The following is a 16,068-nucleotide window of genomic DNA, read 5'->3' as shown; positions in this document are numbered from 1 at the left end:
CCAAAGCTTTTGAGGTTGATTGAGGTTAGGGTATTATAAAGCGTTTGGCAATGTGAAGAACCAGATCTGGCTTTGTTGTTCAGCCGGAGCGTTTTGTTTCAAGCTGATAGTTACATCATGAGGTGCTTTGTCTTCGTCATAAATCATAACTTGTTTGTCAGCATCGTAGGTGTAATCATCTACTTCAGCATCTGCTACCGCTTTGTCTTCTACGTTGATGTCTATACCGAAGTCGTTGTCGTTAACAACTACGATAGTTTTGCGGTCTGGCATGAGAGCTAGACCTTCGGCTTTTTCAATATCCCAGCCCTGAGCGCGTAAGTCGAGTACGAGCTCTTTCTTAGCCGGTACGATTTGACCGTCTAAAAGACCGAGTTCGAGGTCACCGTTGTTAGGAATGGCGGTAGCACCGTTAAGGTCTACTTTGTAGATAAGATTCTGCATTTTGCCGTTTTGTTTGCCTTGTTCGATCATGAGGAACTGGCCGTTGCCGATAGACGTAATATCGCCGATTTTGGCAGCGCCGGTGTTTTTATAACCGGTGTCTACAGGGTAAGCATACATAGTAGTAGCTTTCGTTGTAGGATCGAGTTCAACGATGCGGATATATTTAGCTGTTTTGGCTGTTTTGCCGTCGATGTTCATCGGGCTTTGGATAAAGGCGAATACATGGCCGTTTTCATCGACCGTAACGCCTTCACTGCCGCGATTTGGAACACGGTTAGCTAAAATGGTAGGAAGGCCCTGGCCGGGACCGTATTTTTCAAGGATATTGCCTTTTTTATCGACTTTGGCTACGAATGGACCGTATTCGTCACTAATCCAGAAGTTGCCGTCTTTGTCGAGGGAAATACCTTCCGTATCAAGACCGTTTACGTCAGTGCCCAAGTTATTCATGTTGAAGTCTAAAGCCACTTCGTTAGTGGAACCAGTGAGGCCGGATGGAACCGGTTTGCCGGAGATGGCTTTACCGTTTACTTTGAGCGGAATGGATTTGATGATGTCCGCACGATCTTTGGCGGGATCCACTTTGATGATACCGATGCTTGGTGTGAAATCAGGGGTAGGGAAGAACTTCCCGGACATTTTTTTACCGTTTTTCACATAGGTTGGAATGTCGCCGTTAGGACCGCGGTCGGTGATGGCATAGAATTCAATCGTGCCGTCTTTGTTGATGGATTTCAAAGCAAGGGCGGAGCCGTAACCGGGGTTGATTTTGTGGTTAAAAACAGTTTCGTTGCCGGCATAAGGCAACTGGAATTTGTCTGCGTTAACGATGTAGGACGTTGTTTGAACGCCGTCAGCCGCAAAGCCAAGGCCTCCCATAGTTGTAAGCGTCATACCTAGGGCGAGTAAGCATTTCCATTGTTTTTTCATTGTTATCATGCACCTCCAGAAAATTATGCAGTTCGCATATGTAAGCTGATTATATCAAGAGATTATCAATGAATGGTAATGGAAACGTAAGGAGTATGTAAAAAATAAGGAGTGGTTATATATAAAAAAGTTGATGTAAAGTAGAATGCGAGTAGACATAAAAAAAGCACTGCCTGACTAATCAGACAGCGCTTTTAGCTCTGGCGGAGAGAGAGGGATTTGAACCCTCGGTACGGTATCACCGCACACATGATTTCCAATCATGCTCCTTAAGCCGCTCGGACACCTCTCCACGTCGTGTAACGTACTTTAATAGTATAAGGGAAAGTAAATAACTTGTCAATCACGAAAATAAAAAATTACGAAGATTTTTGTACAGGGCTTAGGGTAGCATATTAGTTGTTAATGGAACATCCTATAAGAATTCACTCTGCTATGAGGAGTTAGGAATAGCTGTGAATTTTCAGTCGATAGTAAGCAAAGTAGACATCTTCTTTTGAAAAATCAAATAAATCTTTTAGTGTAACTTCCAGCACATTGGCGAGGGTAAGCAAGATATCAAGTGTTACACCTTCAATTTGATAGCCCCGTTCCAGTTTTGAAATATAACTGACACTGATTCCTGTTTCCTTGGCTAAATCTTTTTGCAACCAGCCTTTTTCTTTGCGCAAATAGGCAATTTTATACCCTAAACAATTGAATAGAGCATTGCCCCGCGGAATGCCATCGTCAGGCATTTCTATGTGCCTTGGCGAGACAAATAACGGTGCCAGAGCCAAGGCTTCCGCACGATTCTCCAAACCGAATCTCGCTTTGCGTGCCAATATTCTTCGCTCTGTTCGTCTTTGAAAGCGCATCACGCCTTCATCTTCGGCTATTTGTGAATTTGTAAATTCCGGTGTAACATACTTTTGTTCTTTATCTTTTGGACTCACCACATACGCCTCCCCGTTGTGGTATATTCTAAGCAGAACCCTATGGATAGTCGTTGCTACGCGGCTGATTCATAATTTAGTTTAAGGCTAGAATATAAACATCATTAAAAAATGTATAATTCATAATAATGTCTTTATCATACGCTTTAATTGTTTGTTTGTCTAACAGTTTTTGGTTCTAATGGCGGGATAATTATGCTTATTATGTCTATGTCAGTCGTGTTTTACCCTTAATACAATTCCGGACGTCTATCTCTAAACACATTAATCTTATTGCGAATTTCCTGAATCACACTCAAATCAATGGTGCCCACGGCAATTTCTTCATCCTTGCCGAGGTGGAGAATTTCTTCGCCCCACGGATCGAGGAGTAGGGAGTTACCGGCAGCTTCCACTTTGCCAATGAAGCCGGATGAGTTCACCGCACATAAAAACATCTGATTTTCAATGGCGCGGACGGTGTTCAAAAGCTCCCAATGACGAAGACGCAAGGTAGGCCATTCGGCAGGTACGAAGAATAGATCCACTCCTTCGAGGGTCGTTTTACGAATGATTTCCGGGAAGCGGATGTCATAGCAAATGACGCTGGAGCAAGGAATATCATCGAGGAAGAAGCGATGCGTATGGTCGCCGCCTTGGAAGTATTGATCTTCTTTGGCTGGCGAAAAGCCGTGGATTTTATCGAATTCGGAGATGACATTGCCCTTACGGTCTACCACATAGGTCGTGTTATACACCTTATCGTTGCGCAAGATGGCTACGGAGCCACCCACGATATTCACGTCATGTTTTTTTGCCAGTTCGCTGAGCATAGTTTGGGTGCGTTCCCCGTTTTTGTCGGCATCCTGAGGAAGCTTTTCGGTCATCTTAAACCCGGTGTTCCATGTTTCGGGGAGAACAATAATATCCGGCTTTTGCTGTGCGGCCGTTTCAATCAACTCCGTGGCGTGGGCGTAATTTTGTTCCACTTCGCCGGCGGCGATATTCATTTGCACAAGGGCAATTTTCTTTTTCACAAGAGAGGACTCCTTTCGTTTTTTCAAAAAATAAAACTTCATCTGAGTCTTTTGCTATAATGTTATATTTATTATTCGAATATACTTCAAGTATAGGAGTCGATTTGATTCGGTGTCAATAGGCATAGGACAATTCTTTATGATATAATATAGAGTGCATAAATGTTTTTAGAAGACAATTGAATAAGTAGGAGGCTTATAATGAAACGTTTCATAATAGTCTTGGGATTGATGTGGGGCCTTATGATGTTAATCGCCGGCTGTGCGGCGGATACTAAAGAACCGGCTCCGGAAGCAGCTAAACCGGCTGCGGTTAAGACAGAAACGACGGTGGCTACAGCAGTGCCTAAAGGGATTCCGGTACTCATGTATCACAAAGTGGGACCCGATGAAGACAATGATGCGGTAATTCGCGAGGACTTATTCCGCGCCCAAATGAAATTATTGCACGATAAAGGGTTCAACCCGATTACGATGGAACAATTAAATGACTATGTCTGTAACGGCAAAGCGGTGCCGGTTAAGCCGGTGGTACTCACCTTTGACGACGGCTATGCCGATACCTACAGCATCGTGTATCCGGTGCTCAAAGAATACGGCTTCGCAGCGACGGTATTTGTAAATCCCGGCGATGTGGGGACCCGTTTGACGTGGGAACAAATTAAAGAAATGCAAAAGGGCGGCGTTACCATTGCCAGTCACGGCTATGATCATGTACGCATGAACGAACTTTCTAAGAGTGAACAGTTGGATAATATTGTAAAAGCTCAGAAGGCACTCAAGGATGAATTGGGTATCGACAACAAGTGGTTCTGTTATCCGTACGGCCGTCAAGATGACTACACGCAAAAAGCGGCCGAAGATAACGGTATTTTGCTCGCTGTAACTATGAATCCGGGTTGGGTTCACCACGGTGATAATCCGTATGCCTTGCAGCGCATCTGGATAGGTAATGCAGTGGATTTAAAGCATTTTGAAGAGCGTATTACCACTGAGGATTACACCGATTTATAATAGATAGGAGTAAAGGATGAAACGATTTTTTAGCAGAGGGTGGGTAAAATTCATACTCGTCATGTTTATTTTTACCGCTGTTACATCACCGATTGTGGTGCTGTTTGGCCCTTTTGATAATCTGAAACGAACCGTTGTGGGGGCGATTATGCGTTCGCGTCATCCACAGTACATTACTTGGTTGTTTAATCAAGACGAAATCAACATGATTCTCGGGACGGTGGGCACCGTGCGGAGTCAGGATTTATTTAAGTTTAAAGCACGTGAAGATACGACGCTCAAAATGCGCCGCATTGAGTCTACGCGTTATGTGGGTTACGTTCTTGAAATTCCGGATCCTCGTCGCGTGAAGGTGGCAACGGCCAAAAACATTCAGGAAAAAGGGGAGACCGTAAGTAATATTGCCAAGGATAATGATGCGGTAGCCGCTATTAATGCAGGCGGTTTCCACGATCCGAACGGTACCGGTACGGGCCGTTTGCCATATGGCTTTATTATGCAGGATGGCAATTATGTTATCGGTAAGGACGTAGGGCCCGATGAAGCAGTTGATTTTGTCGGTTTTACGAAGCAAGGCAACTTAATCGCCGGTACCTATACTAAGACGGAATTGGCTGACATGGATGCGGCTGAAGGGATTACCTTCGGACCGCCGCTTATTGTGGATGGTCAAAAGATGATTACCGACGGTGACGGCGGTTGGGGCATCGGCCCGCGTACGGCTATCGGTCAGAAAAAAGACGGCACGGTGATTTTCCTCGTTATCGATGGACGCCAACCGGGCTATTCCACGGGGGCAACGCTACGTGATGTGCAGGATGTGCTTTACGAAGAGGGCTGCTATATTGCGGCGAACCTTGATGGTGGGTCCAGTACGACCTTGTATTATAACGGCAAAGTTGTTAATAAACCGGCCGATTTATTGGGCGAACGGATGATTCCGACGGCCTTTATTGTTGAATAGGAGGGGCTATGGCATCGTTTGGTAAAATAATGACAGCTTTTGCACTGGGCTTGGCCTTGCAGGGTGGCATCTATTACTACTTAGATCAAATTTACTTCGCCCCGACTACGGATTTTGAAGTAACGGCCAGTGATGGTCAGGAAAAAGACGGCAACTTCCCTGAAGTGGACGGGAATAAATATTATTCCGAAGGTCATAAGTATATGGCGGTAGTAACTCAGGATTCCGTTAAAGTGTACAAGTCCGGTGAAAAAACACCGACCAATATTGATTTAAAAGGTCGTTCGGTAAGCTATTTCGAATGGTTACCGGATCGCGATTTGGCGATTATGGGTCTTTACGGCGGGGCCTCCGATAATGTGGTATTGGCCCGTTTTGACCCGGAAAGTCCGGAACATGAAGTGGATACCACCATGGAAGATTTGCCGGCCGACAGTAAAATCGTGGATGCCGCTTTCTCCACGGCTACCAACGTAGTATACATGAAGATTAAAGTGGCCGATAATGCGTACCGCATTTATCGTACCGACGCGAACTATGATACGCGCCGTGTTTATATGCAGGCATCCAATATCGGGCGTATCGCCGTTTTCTATGACGAAGATATTTTCTTCTATGATAATGTACGTACCGGTGACGTATTTATGTTTGACGGCACGGAAGGGGGCTGGCGTGTTATTAATCCGCCGGGCCGCTATCGCTTGATCGGTGTGGATAAAGACAAAGATATTTACATCGCCAAGGTGGATGAGGATGATAAGGCCTTATCTGTCATGGAAGGGCGCCTCGGCGTTGGATTTGAAACGGTAGATACTTTTGCTACGCCGCAGGATTTAAAAGATATTACGGTCGCATCGATTCAGAAGACGATTGAAGATAAACGGTCGTCCGGTACCGGTAGTGACAATAAAAAGTAATAAATAAGCATAAACAGACTTTTGGTGTTAATTATGAGGTTTATGCATAGGTAAGAGAAAAAGGTCTGCTACAGCAGGCCTTTTCTCGTTTTAATAGTGAAAGGAAGAGTATTATGGCTAAAATTAAAATTCAAAAAGGCTTGAGCGATGCTGATATGTTTAAGAATGTGAAGGAAGAAGAAACCTTTGAAACGGCTATGCTTAAAGGGGAAGCGGCGGCCCGTCGTCCGGCACCGCTTCGCAAATCGCCGGCCAATAGTCAGGAAGCCTTCTATCGTGAGTTTTTAACTGAGAAAGTGGAAACCCAAATCGGTAAGCTCTTATTAGATATTAAGATGGAATACTTTAAGGACGGTTATGGTAATTTCTCTATTCAAGTTAAAAAAGATGGCCGTAATATTGTGATTGAAACAGCTCCTAAAAAAAATAAATAATTAATATAAATATATATTTATGAGTAATCGGTATTGTAAATATGTTGACAAAGAAAGTCATTAGTAGTCTAATAGATATGTGAGACGAATACAGAGACTGCCCTGAGGTAGACAGCAGGTATTCGTCATAAGCGTAATTTTAGAGGATATGGATTGTTAACATCTGTAAAATGTGGAAGGTTTTATGGAGTGGCAGTGAACAATTCATCTCGACAGTGAAGGAGAAGGAGTTATGAAAGCGAAAAAAGTAAGAATCATGGAAACCGTCCTCCGCGATGGTCATCAGTCCATTTTGGCAACTCGTATGCGTACCAGCCAGATGTTGCCTGTATTGGAAAAATTGGATGCGGTAGGTTATGAAGCATTGGAATGTTGGGGCGGCGCAACATTTGACAGCTGCCTTCGTTTCTTGGACGAAGATCCATGGCAACGTCTTCGCACGTTAAAAGCTCATCTTAAAAATACTCCATTGCAGATGTTGTTACGTGGCCAGAACTTATTGGGCTACAAACACTATGCTGATGATGTAGTAGAAGCATTCGTTAAAAAAGCTAAAGAAAACGGTATCGATCGTATCCGTATTTTCGATGCTTTGAACGACCCTCGCAACATGGAAGCTGCTATTAAAGCAGGTAAAAAAGCAGGCGTTCATGTACAAGGTACTATGGTTTACACTATCAGCCCTGTACACACCAACCAGATGTTCGTTGATGTAGCCAAAGAATTGAAAGAAATGGGCATGGATTCTTTATGTATTAAAGATATGTCCGGTTTGTTGGCTCCATACGATGCAGTATCCTTGATTCAGGATCTTAAAAAAGCATTGGGCGACGACATGATGATCGACTTACACAGTCACTTCACTTGCGGTCTTGCCAGCGCTACTTACTTAAAAGCAGTTGAAGCCGGTGTTGACGTAATCGATACAGCTTTAAGCCCATTCGGTCATGCAACTTCCCAGCCTGCAACTGAAAGTATCGTTGAAATGTTCCGCGGTACTGAATATGACACCGGTTTGGATTTAGCCGCTCTTCGTGAATTGGCTGAATACTTCCGTGGCGTTCGCAAAGAAATCGCCGATGAATTCGGTATTACTCCGGCTCATGAAGTATTACCTGAAGTTCGTCATTACCAGATTCCTGGCGGCATGTTGTCCAACACTCAGAACCAGCTTCGTGAAATGGGCATGGCTGACAAATTCTTTGATGTTATGAACGAAATGCCTAAAGTTCGTGCCGAACTCGGTTACCCTCCATTGGTAACTCCTACCAGCCAGATCGTTGGTACTATGGCTATGATGAACGTTAACTTTATGGCAAACGGAATGGAACGTTACACTATGACTCCTAGCGAAGTTAAAGACTTGGTACGCGGCAAATATGGTCGTTTACCTGCTCCTATCAGCGAAGATATTCGTAAGAAAATCATCGGTGACGAAGAACCTACTACTTGCCGTCCAGCTGATCTTATCCAACCTGAATTGGAAATGTACCGTCAGAAATTGGGTGAACTTGGTTACCAGAATTTCACTGATGAAGACGTATTGTCCTATGCTATGTTCCCAGAAGTAGCTTTACAGTTCTTCGAAAAACACAGCAAACAAGTTATTCTTAAAGAAATCGACCTTCCACGCGAATAATTTGTACCATTGAACTTAGCTGACTTTGGTCAGTAAAATAAATAACCATGTTGCTTAAAGGCCGTGCTGTTGGTACGGAACCTTGAGTAACATGGTTATTTTAATTATGAAAACAGCTCTCCTTGTTGTGGTTAAGACCACGCCGGGAGAGCTGCTTGTTATTTTACAACGCGCATCATGAAAATGGGGATTTCTTCATATTGTAAACTCATATCTTGTTGTACATAGGGGTGTACATCGGGCACGAGACTGACTTCGTGAGCCCCCAGTTGTTTGCAGGTTTTTAGGTCCCACGCGGGGCGAGTCTCTTGACTGATGGTGAGACTGTTTTTAATGGCCGTACATTCATCGAGAATCTGACTGTCTACATTGGCATGAACGTGACCTTCATTGCGGGCAAAGGTCGTTTGGCCGTAGTCAGAATCGAAGTTGAGGATGACGCCCTTTGGTTTTAGGACGCGGAGCCATTCACTGTAGGCCGCTTTCGGATCCGGTAAGGTCCAGGTGAGATTACGGCTCAAGACGGCATCAAAGGTACCAGCTTCATAACTGAGCTTAGTAGCGTCCATTTTTTCAAAGGTCGCCGTGCTGTGAAAGGTGGCGGCGTTTTGACGGGCGTGATTCACCATTTGCTGCGACATATCGATGCCCGTTACCGTATGACCGTGATGACAGAGCAAGAACGTAAAAAAGCCGGTGCCCGTGCCTACATCAAGGATGCGAATCGGTCGCTCCAAGGGGATATGCTGAGCCAATAAGGCATGCCACGCTTTGGCATTGGGGCTTTTTAGTTCTTGAAGGCGCAGCTCGTTAAAAGCATCGCTTCGTTTATCCCAGTAGGATTCAATTCGTTCTTTTATATTCATGACAGACTCCTGTTTATTAATTCTTATCGTGTTTCATAATGGCCGGAGCTTAGGCCGGTCTTTACTAGCGGCAAAATATTTCTATAGAACAGTATAGAGGAAAAACAAGCGAGATATAAGCGGGGGTGGGGGTTATTTTTGAAAAAAGTATCCCCTAGGTGGGCTTTTCAAAGTGATGAATAGTAGGTACACTAATATGAAGAAGATGAATAATGGGTACTTTGGTACCGATAAGTTCAATAACTATGCCCTTAAAACCGGCAGCATATATTAAATCACTAAAAAATAGGGTTCGTTTGAGGAGGTGCCGTGATGACAGAAGATAAAGAAAGAGCTAAGCAATCTGCGCTTGCTTTACCTCATAGCCAACATTCATCATGGCGTACAGGTATTAAATACGGGCAACCTATTTTGCAGGTAATCGGAGTGCTGTGGGTAGTAGCGACCCTTACCTTCGGCTTGATGCAACTCACTAATGATGATGTGGTGGATCAAGTCTTTTCGGGGCAGCAGAGCTTATCTATTGAGGCTCAAGCTGAAAAAAGGGCTGAACTGGGCTTAACGGCGCCTATATGGTTGCAATATGGCCGCTGGCTTTGGGGCGTCTTACAGGGCGATTTTGGCCAATCTATGGTAACCGGAGAAGCAGTCAGTTCTTTGTTGTGGTCAAAACTGCCGGCAACGCTCCTTCTCATGGGTGCGGCTATAGGGGTTACTCTGTTAATAGCTGTGCCGACAGGCTTATGGACGGCACACCAAAAGGGCCGTATAGGCGATAAATTGGTGCGCAGCCTGACCTTATTCGGTAATACGACGCCCAATTTTTTTACCGCCTTATTGCTGCTGTATGTGGTAGCCCTAAAACTAAACTGGTTACCGGTTATTGCCCGTCATAATGAACCAACGGCGCTCATTCTGCCGACAATTACTTTGGTTTGGTCCATGAGTGCCAAGTATATTCAACAAATAAGAGCCTTGGCCTTGGATGAATTAAGTAAGCCATATATTATGGGACTTCGCACCCGTGGTCTTAGTTGGTACACGATTTTCGCCCGGTATGTTCTGAGAGCTATTGCGGCCCCCGTTGTAGCCTTGGTGGCATTATCTTGCGGTTCTTTACTGGGCGGCGTAACCATTGTGGAGACCATATTCATGTGGGACGGAGTCGGCAAAATGGCTTTTGATGCTATTACGGCCAGGGACTACCCCGTGTTACAGGCCTATGTGCTTTGGTTGGCAGCCCTTTATATTTTACTCAATTGGAGTGCGGATTTTTGGCAAAAAAGGCTGAATCGCCGTTATGCGAAGGAGGCCGATTATGAAATATAACTTGGACGGCAAACAGGGCGTTAAGCGGTTTGGCAAGCAGGTCATTAAGCGGTTTGACAAGCAGGGCGTTAAGCGGTTTGGCAAAATACAGTGGCTATTATGGGGCGGCCTTGGCGTGATGATTTTTATGTTTGTTGTGGCGCCGGGGCTTTGGCCTTTTGACCCTTATGAGCAGGTGTTAAGCGAAGTACTGCAAGGGCCTGACGCTTCCCACTGGTTGGGGACCGACCAATACGGACGGGACATGGTAGCCCGTATTCTGGCCGGTGGGCGGGTTACGGTAGGTTTAACCCTTGCTATTACGGTGACGATTGCCGTAATGGGAACGCTGTTGGGCATTATGAGTGCTTATATGGACGGTTTTATGAGTCGCCTTATTACGCTCTTTATTAATGTGGCGCTGGCCGTACCGTCACTGGTGTTTGCTTTAGCGATTGCCGCCGTATTGGGCGGCGGCATGGGCAACGCGGCGTTGGCCCTTATTTGTGTGGCCTGGCCGAAATATGCGCGGCTCGCGCGCAGTTTGACCCTGCAGGTCAAAGCAGCACCGTATATCAAGATAGCGAGCTTACAAGGGCAGACGAAGTGGGGTATTTTTTATTATCACATCATGCCGCAAATTGCGGGGCCTTTGGTGGTGACGGCGGTGCTCGATATCGGTGTGATTCTCATGGAACTGGCAGGGCTGTCCTTTTGGGGTTTAGGGGCTATGCCGCCTATGGCAGAATGGGGCAGTATGCTCAGTCTAAATCGGAGCTTATTGCAAACTGCACCGTGGCTTCTTCTGGCGCCGGGTGGCGCTATCGTTGTGACGGTGGCGTATTTTCACTATGTCGGTGAAAACTTGCGACAATATTTTGATAAAATATAAGGCTTATGTGTATGATTGATTTTTGAGAAACGCTAAGGCTTGTGTGTATAAGTTTTTGAGAAACGCTAAGACTTGTGTGTAATCGTTTTTTTACAGGAAGGTTTGTAGTTTGCTCATTAAGCCGTACGGTGAGGTATTCGGCTATTTGTGGTTGGAGGTTTAGGGTATGAATGAGAGCAGATGCGGTAAGCAGCAATTAAAAGGTTTGAGGCGTCTTATGGCGGTTATTGCCTGTGTCTTTATGGCCGTGGTAATCAGTGGTTGCGGCAGCAGCAATACCGATGGGGGCGGTAAAGTGTTACATTACGGCACGACAGCCTATGGGCCGGCTATGGAAAATGCCGGTTTAAATCCTCATGAGGCGTATCAAGGCTGGAGCGCCGTTCGTTACGGCGTAGCGGAAACGTTGGTGCGTTTTAATGATGCGATGGAAGTAAAACCGTGGTTGGCCGATTCGTGGCAGTTTGTGGATGCTCATACGGTGAAGCTGCACATTCGGGATAAGGTGACTTTTTCAAACGGGAAGCCTTTAACGGCTGAGGCGGTGAAGGCTAATTTTGAAGAACTTCTAGCCGTGCATGACAGGGCGCCTAAGGATTTAGGCATTCAGTCGATGGTGGCTGACGGTCAAAATCTTACGATTCAATCGTCTAATCCGGCTACCGTGCTTTTGACCTATTTGGCGGATCCGTATAGTGCTATTATTGATGTGTCTGAAAAACCGAAAGACGGTTTATATGTGGGGACGGGGCCGTTTAAGGCAACGAATATTACTGAAAAATCGGTAAGCCTCGTGCGCAATGACTCGTATTGGGACGGTAAACCAAAGCTTGATGGGGTTGAAGTCGTACGTATCACGGAAGGCGATACCCTTACTATGGCGCTCCAAAAGGGCGATATTGATGCGGCTCAGGGCTTACCTTATAACAGCTTGGAGTTATTTAAGGATGCCTCGGCTTATACTATCAGCTCGATGCCTACTTCCAGGGTTTATCAAGTGGCCTTTAATTTCAACAGCTCCGCTATGCAGGATAAGGCAGTTCGTGAAGCCATCGCCATGAGTATCGACAAAACTCAGTTTGCTAAGGTGCTTTTGAAAGGGAATGGCGTGGCGGCAGTAGGTCCGTTCCCGGAAAATACGGCGCTCGGACATATGAAAGTAACGGCGCCAAGCTTTAATATTGAAGCCGCCAAAAAAATACTGGCCGATGCCGGTTATCGTGATATGGACGGTGATGGTTATGTCGATAAAAACGGTCAGCCCTTGACCGTGCGTTGGCTTACGTATACGTCGCGCCAAGAGTTGCCGGTTTTGGCAGAAGCCGCTCAAGCTACGCTTAAACAGGTTGGTATTAAAGTCGAAGTCAATGCTACCGATGCGTATCGCAGTGTATTAAAACAAGGGAACTTTGACGTATTTGCAAAGGCCTTTGTAACAGCGCCAACTGGTGAAGGTTCTTATTACTTTAAGACCAATGCACTGGCCGGTGCGGTGGACAATGTGGGAAACTATAATAGTCCCGCGATTCAGGAATTGATGGCACAACTCGATCAAACAACGGAGCCGGCTCAGCGTCAGGCGATTTTTCAAACAATGACACAGACCGTGCTTGATGATGCGGCGTTTATTTATGTGGCTCATCTTAAAATGAATCTTGTTATGAAGCATAAAGTGGTTAACTTTAAAGCGTCGCCGACCGATTATTATGAACTCAACAAAGATGTAGATATGTAAGAAATGTAGATATGTAAACAATATAGACATGTAAAAAATGTAGATATGTAAAAAGGTGCAGCTATGAGAGCTAACGGAAAGGGGGGGTGATGCGTTGACCGAACCGATGATTTTATTAAAAAACTTACAAGTTGCCTATGACGGGCAAACGGTCTTACAAGATATAAATCTTACTGTTGCAGCCGGTGAGGCAACAGTTATTGTAGGCCCTTCGGGAGCAGGCAAAACGACCATATTGAAGACATTATTGGGTTTATTGCCCAAAAATGCCCGGATTACGTATGAAACAGCTTCTTTATGCGGCGTTTCTTGGCCTAAATCCGAACAAGCTTGGCATGAGTTGCGAGGCCGACGCATCACTTATGTAGCACAAGGCGCCGTAAGCTCCTTTAGTCCTTTTTTTACAATTGAAGAGCAATGTCGTCATGTGGCAAAGGCTATTAATCTCGCTTGGGCTGAGGCCCGCAGGCGGATTGAAACTTTGAGCATCGCTCTGGATTTAGACCTTAACGTGTTGTCTTTATATCCCGCTGAATTGTCCGGCGGTATGGCCCAACGGGTGGCTTTATTATTTGCCTTACTCCCCAAACCGGATATTCTAATCGCCGATGAGCCGGCTTCGAGTTTAGACATGGTTCGTCAACTGCAAGTCGTAGAGCTTTTGAAAAAAGTGCAGCAATCGGAAGGGCTGACTTTGGTGTTTGTTACCCATCAACGGGAATTGGCAAACTGTATCGGTGACAGCGTATATGAATTGCAGGGCGGTCGTTTGCAATGTTTGCAGGACGGTCGTTTGCAATGTTTGCAGGGCGGTTATTTGCAATGTTTGCAGGATGGTCGTTTGCAAAATTTGAAGGACCCTGTGAAAGAGGGTAATCGTTCAGGGGCAATTAGCGTGGAAGACATCACTACGACTGACAAAGCGCATTGTACTGCCACAGCAACAGACGTTGCGGCGGCGCCGTTTTTAGCGATTAAAAATCTCCAAGCCTGTTACGAGACTGACACTAATTCTGTATTACATGATGTGAGTTTAACTGTTCACCGTGGTGAATGGGTGGCTTTGGTTGGTCTCAGCGGGGCCGGTAAGAGCACTTTGTTTCGCTGTTTACTGGGCTGGCAGGCCACTTTAAAAGGTGAGATTTTATATGATGAAAAGGAGCTCACCAATTATTCGCCCGCTGAGTTGGGCCAAATAGTCCAGCCTATTTGGCAGGATCCGCAAAGTTCTTTTAATCCGCGCCAAACAATCGGATGGAGCCTTGAAGAAGCTATGAAACATAAGCCGGTAAAGCCGGTAAAGTCGGAATCTTTGCAATCGTTAGGGGCACAAAATGTCAGGTTTTTATCGCAAGAGTGCACCATTTTAGGTGCAGCAGACAGGGCTAAGTTTTCACCAGCCGCAAGTTCTGCTTCAAACTGCGAAGAACAGGTGGCTACCCTCTTGGGGGCTGTGAATTTGCCAAGTTCATACAGCAAGCGCTATCCGCACATGTTAAGCGGTGGGGAATGTCAGCGAGCCGCTTTGGCGCGGGCTATTGCCAATAATCCGTCCTTACTTTTGTGTGATGAAATGACATCTGCTTTGGATGGTCAAACGCAAGCGGAAGTATTAGCCGTATTGAATGATTTAAAACAAAAAAATCAGCTCGCCGGTTTAGTCATTACCCATGACTTGACGGTAGCTGAATCTTTATGTGAACGCATATATTTATTGGCTGAAGGGCGCATTGTGGAATCGGGGACGGTGGCAGCTGTTTTAACCAATCCTCAATCAGAGTTGGGCAAACAATTGGTAGAAGCGCGTACATTACTTAAGAGGTAAATACTAAAACTGCATTTCCATAGTTAAAACTGTATTACCATTGTTTTACAATACCATAGTTTTTACAATACCTTAGTATTTTACAATAAGACATTTTGTGCAATATGTTATAATAAATCTATAACAGACGAAACAAGGTGGTGATTACGTGGCGCAAACGGAGCACGATAGATTACATGAATTAGGCATTGCCCACAATCATGAGGCGATGCATGAACATATACACGGCCATGAACATTCTCATGAACACGCTCATACAGATGAAAACGCTCATGGACATACGCATTCGCACACGCAGACTAAGGCGGTATTGAATCGTTTGTCACGTATTATCGGTCATTTGGAATCGGTAAAGCGGATGGTGGCGGATGGACGCGACTGCAGTGAGGTGTTGGTGCAACTGGCCGCGGTTGATTCGGCAGTGAAAAGTGTGAGCCGCGTTGTCATGAAGGACCACATTCAGCATTGTATCGTTGATGCGGTAAAAGATAATGATACGGAAACCCTTGATAAATTGAATGAAGCTATCGATCGGTTTATAAAGTAGCGAAGGCTATTTTTATAATAACTTTTGAATTTGATACTTGGCAGATTATTCACAAGGAGGTAGCAGTATGTCACGAGTTGTAATGCAGGCACATTTGAGAAATGAATTAACAAATGCTAAAAAGAGTCACACTGTATTTACGGATGTAGGCAAAGATGTGGGCGGTTTGGAAGAATCGTTTTCACCGGTTGAATTGTTAGCTGATACTTTTGCTTCTTGTGCGCTCTCCATTATGGGGCTTATCGGCGGTAAAATGGGTTATGATTTCGTTGGTGCCTATGCGGAAGTAGCCACTAATGTGAGCTCCGAAGAATTTAGAGTTAAAGAAATTAAAATTGACTTCCATTTACCGAAAGACATTAAAGAAGAAGACCGCAATAAAATCGAAACCTTGCTTCATGAAAAATGTATTGTCGGCCGTAGCTTGAATGATGATGTAATACAGACTGCTACGTTTAACTATGACGTGTAGGGTTGTTTGAACAGAATATTCGGTTAAGTTGTAGTTTGCCCTTGCTTGAAATTCAGGCAAGGGCTTTTTTTGGGCTTATAGGACAAAAAGTGTGTGTGGCTTTTTTAGTTAATCCCAATAAATTGGA

Annotated in this window: 15 protein-coding genes and 1 tRNA gene; 11 read left to right on the top strand and 5 right to left on the bottom strand. The window is 45.1% G+C overall.

Annotated features, from left to right (window positions below):
* Positions 1-33: 33 nt before the first annotated feature.
* The 4 genes from MXE28_RS08140 to MXE28_RS08125 all read right to left on the bottom strand — a co-directional run bounded on the left by MXE28_RS08140 (position 34) and on the right by MXE28_RS08125 (position 3,328).
* Positions 34-1,377: an esterase-like activity of phytase family protein gene (locus tag MXE28_RS08140; RefSeq protein WP_021841097.1), complete on the bottom strand. Its 1,344-nt coding sequence runs from the start codon at positions 1,375-1,377 to the stop codon at positions 34-36.
* 201 nt (positions 1,378-1,578) lie between these two features.
* Positions 1,579-1,669: transfer RNA gene (locus MXE28_RS08135), tRNA-Ser, on the bottom strand.
* A 151-nt stretch (positions 1,670-1,820) separates the two neighbouring features.
* A complete protein-coding gene (locus MXE28_RS11650) occupies positions 1,821-2,312 on the bottom strand; it encodes a helix-turn-helix transcriptional regulator (protein WP_156705240.1) in 492 nt (163 codons plus the stop codon).
* Between the two features lie 230 nt (positions 2,313-2,542).
* Positions 2,543-3,328: a carbon-nitrogen family hydrolase gene (locus tag MXE28_RS08125; protein ID WP_156705238.1), complete on the bottom strand. Its 786-nt coding sequence runs from the start codon at positions 3,326-3,328 to the stop codon at positions 2,543-2,545.
* Between the two features lie 201 nt (positions 3,329-3,529).
* Between MXE28_RS08125 and MXE28_RS08120 the strand changes: the two genes are divergently transcribed.
* The 5 genes from MXE28_RS08120 to MXE28_RS08100 all read left to right on the top strand — a co-directional run bounded on the left by MXE28_RS08120 (position 3,530) and on the right by MXE28_RS08100 (position 8,296).
* Positions 3,530-4,342, top strand: coding sequence for a polysaccharide deacetylase family protein (locus MXE28_RS08120; protein WP_247240028.1), 813 nt, complete (start codon positions 3,530-3,532; stop codon positions 4,340-4,342).
* Positions 4,343-4,358: 16 nt separating this feature from the next.
* Positions 4,359-5,306: a phosphodiester glycosidase family protein gene (locus MXE28_RS08115; protein ID WP_156705236.1), complete on the top strand. Its 948-nt coding sequence runs from the start codon at positions 4,359-4,361 to the stop codon at positions 5,304-5,306.
* A gap of 8 nt (positions 5,307-5,314) precedes the next feature.
* Entirely contained in the window at positions 5,315-6,223 is a 909-nt protein-coding gene (locus MXE28_RS08110) for a hypothetical protein (RefSeq protein ID WP_021841092.1), read from the top strand.
* Positions 6,224-6,336: 113 nt separating this feature from the next.
* On the top strand, positions 6,337-6,657 hold the full coding sequence (locus MXE28_RS08105) for a hypothetical protein (RefSeq protein ID WP_226974524.1): 321 nt from the start codon (positions 6,337-6,339) through the stop codon (positions 6,655-6,657).
* Between the two features lie 232 nt (positions 6,658-6,889).
* Positions 6,890-8,296 (top strand): pyruvate carboxylase subunit B, encoded by a 1,407-nt coding sequence (locus MXE28_RS08100; protein WP_226974523.1) that lies wholly within the window; start codon positions 6,890-6,892, stop codon positions 8,294-8,296.
* A 158-nt stretch (positions 8,297-8,454) separates the two neighbouring features.
* Here MXE28_RS08100 and MXE28_RS08095 read toward each other — a convergent pair whose 3' ends face one another.
* On the bottom strand, positions 8,455-9,162 hold the full coding sequence (locus tag MXE28_RS08095; protein WP_226974522.1) for a class I SAM-dependent methyltransferase: 708 nt from the start codon (positions 9,160-9,162) through the stop codon (positions 8,455-8,457).
* Positions 9,163-9,474: 312 nt separating this feature from the next.
* Here MXE28_RS08095 and MXE28_RS08090 point away from each other — a divergent pair, with 312 nt between their 5' ends.
* From MXE28_RS08090 to MXE28_RS08065, 6 genes are all read left to right on the top strand, one after another.
* Entirely contained in the window at positions 9,475-10,491 is a 1,017-nt protein-coding gene (locus tag MXE28_RS08090) for an ABC transporter permease (RefSeq protein WP_021840356.1), read from the top strand.
* Positions 10,481-11,362: an ABC transporter permease gene (locus MXE28_RS08085; RefSeq protein WP_247240027.1), complete on the top strand. Its 882-nt coding sequence runs from the start codon at positions 10,481-10,483 to the stop codon at positions 11,360-11,362. Before MXE28_RS08090 ends, MXE28_RS08085 begins: the two co-directional genes overlap by 11 nt.
* A gap of 166 nt (positions 11,363-11,528) precedes the next feature.
* A complete protein-coding gene (locus tag MXE28_RS08080; protein WP_021840354.1) occupies positions 11,529-13,097 on the top strand; it encodes an ABC transporter substrate-binding protein in 1,569 nt (522 codons plus the stop codon).
* A gap of 94 nt (positions 13,098-13,191) precedes the next feature.
* Complete coding sequence (locus MXE28_RS08075; RefSeq protein ID WP_021840353.1) at positions 13,192-14,922, top strand: ATP-binding cassette domain-containing protein; 1,731 nt, start codon at positions 13,192-13,194, stop codon at positions 14,920-14,922.
* Positions 14,923-15,070: 148 nt separating this feature from the next.
* Positions 15,071-15,469 carry a metal-sensing transcriptional repressor gene (locus MXE28_RS08070; protein ID WP_021840352.1) on the top strand — a complete coding sequence of 133 codons (399 nt, stop codon included), beginning with the start codon at positions 15,071-15,073 and terminating at the stop codon, positions 15,467-15,469.
* 67 nt (positions 15,470-15,536) lie between these two features.
* Entirely contained in the window at positions 15,537-15,941 is a 405-nt protein-coding gene (locus MXE28_RS08065; RefSeq protein ID WP_021840351.1) for an OsmC family protein, read from the top strand.
* Positions 15,942-16,068: the final 127 nt, after the last annotated feature.

It is taken from the genome of Veillonella sp. KGMB01456 (assembly GCF_023051165.1).
Taxonomy (GTDB): domain Bacteria; phylum Bacillota; class Negativicutes; order Veillonellales; family Veillonellaceae; genus Veillonella_A.
Note: the sequence above shows the minus strand (reverse complement) of the source record. Positions and strands in the feature narration are given on the sequence as shown.

What these genes read in the sequence shown, in the direction of transcription:
- MXE28_RS08140 (WP_021841097.1), bottom strand. Translation starts at nt 1,377, where the DNA reads ATGAAAAAACAATGGAAATGCTTACTCGCCCTAGGTATGACGCTTACA.
- MXE28_RS08120 (WP_247240028.1), top strand. Translation starts at nt 3,530, where the DNA reads ATGAAACGTTTCATAATAGTCTTGGGATTGATGTGGGGCCTTATGATG.
- MXE28_RS08115 (WP_156705236.1), top strand. Translation starts at nt 4,359, where the DNA reads ATGAAACGATTTTTTAGCAGAGGGTGGGTAAAATTCATACTCGTCATG.
- MXE28_RS08110 (WP_021841092.1), top strand. Translation starts at nt 5,315, where the DNA reads ATGGCATCGTTTGGTAAAATAATGACAGCTTTTGCACTGGGCTTGGCC.
- MXE28_RS08105 (WP_226974524.1), top strand. Translation starts at nt 6,337, where the DNA reads ATGGCTAAAATTAAAATTCAAAAAGGCTTGAGCGATGCTGATATGTTT.
- MXE28_RS08100 (WP_226974523.1), top strand. Translation starts at nt 6,890, where the DNA reads ATGAAAGCGAAAAAAGTAAGAATCATGGAAACCGTCCTCCGCGATGGT.
- MXE28_RS08095 (WP_226974522.1), bottom strand. Translation starts at nt 9,162, where the DNA reads ATGAATATAAAAGAACGAATTGAATCCTACTGGGATAAACGAAGCGAT.
- MXE28_RS08090 (WP_021840356.1), top strand. Translation starts at nt 9,475, where the DNA reads ATGACAGAAGATAAAGAAAGAGCTAAGCAATCTGCGCTTGCTTTACCT.
- MXE28_RS08085 (WP_247240027.1), top strand. Translation starts at nt 10,481, where the DNA reads ATGAAATATAACTTGGACGGCAAACAGGGCGTTAAGCGGTTTGGCAAG.
- MXE28_RS08080 (WP_021840354.1), top strand. Translation starts at nt 11,529, where the DNA reads ATGAATGAGAGCAGATGCGGTAAGCAGCAATTAAAAGGTTTGAGGCGT.
- MXE28_RS08065 (WP_021840351.1), top strand. Translation starts at nt 15,537, where the DNA reads ATGTCACGAGTTGTAATGCAGGCACATTTGAGAAATGAATTAACAAAT.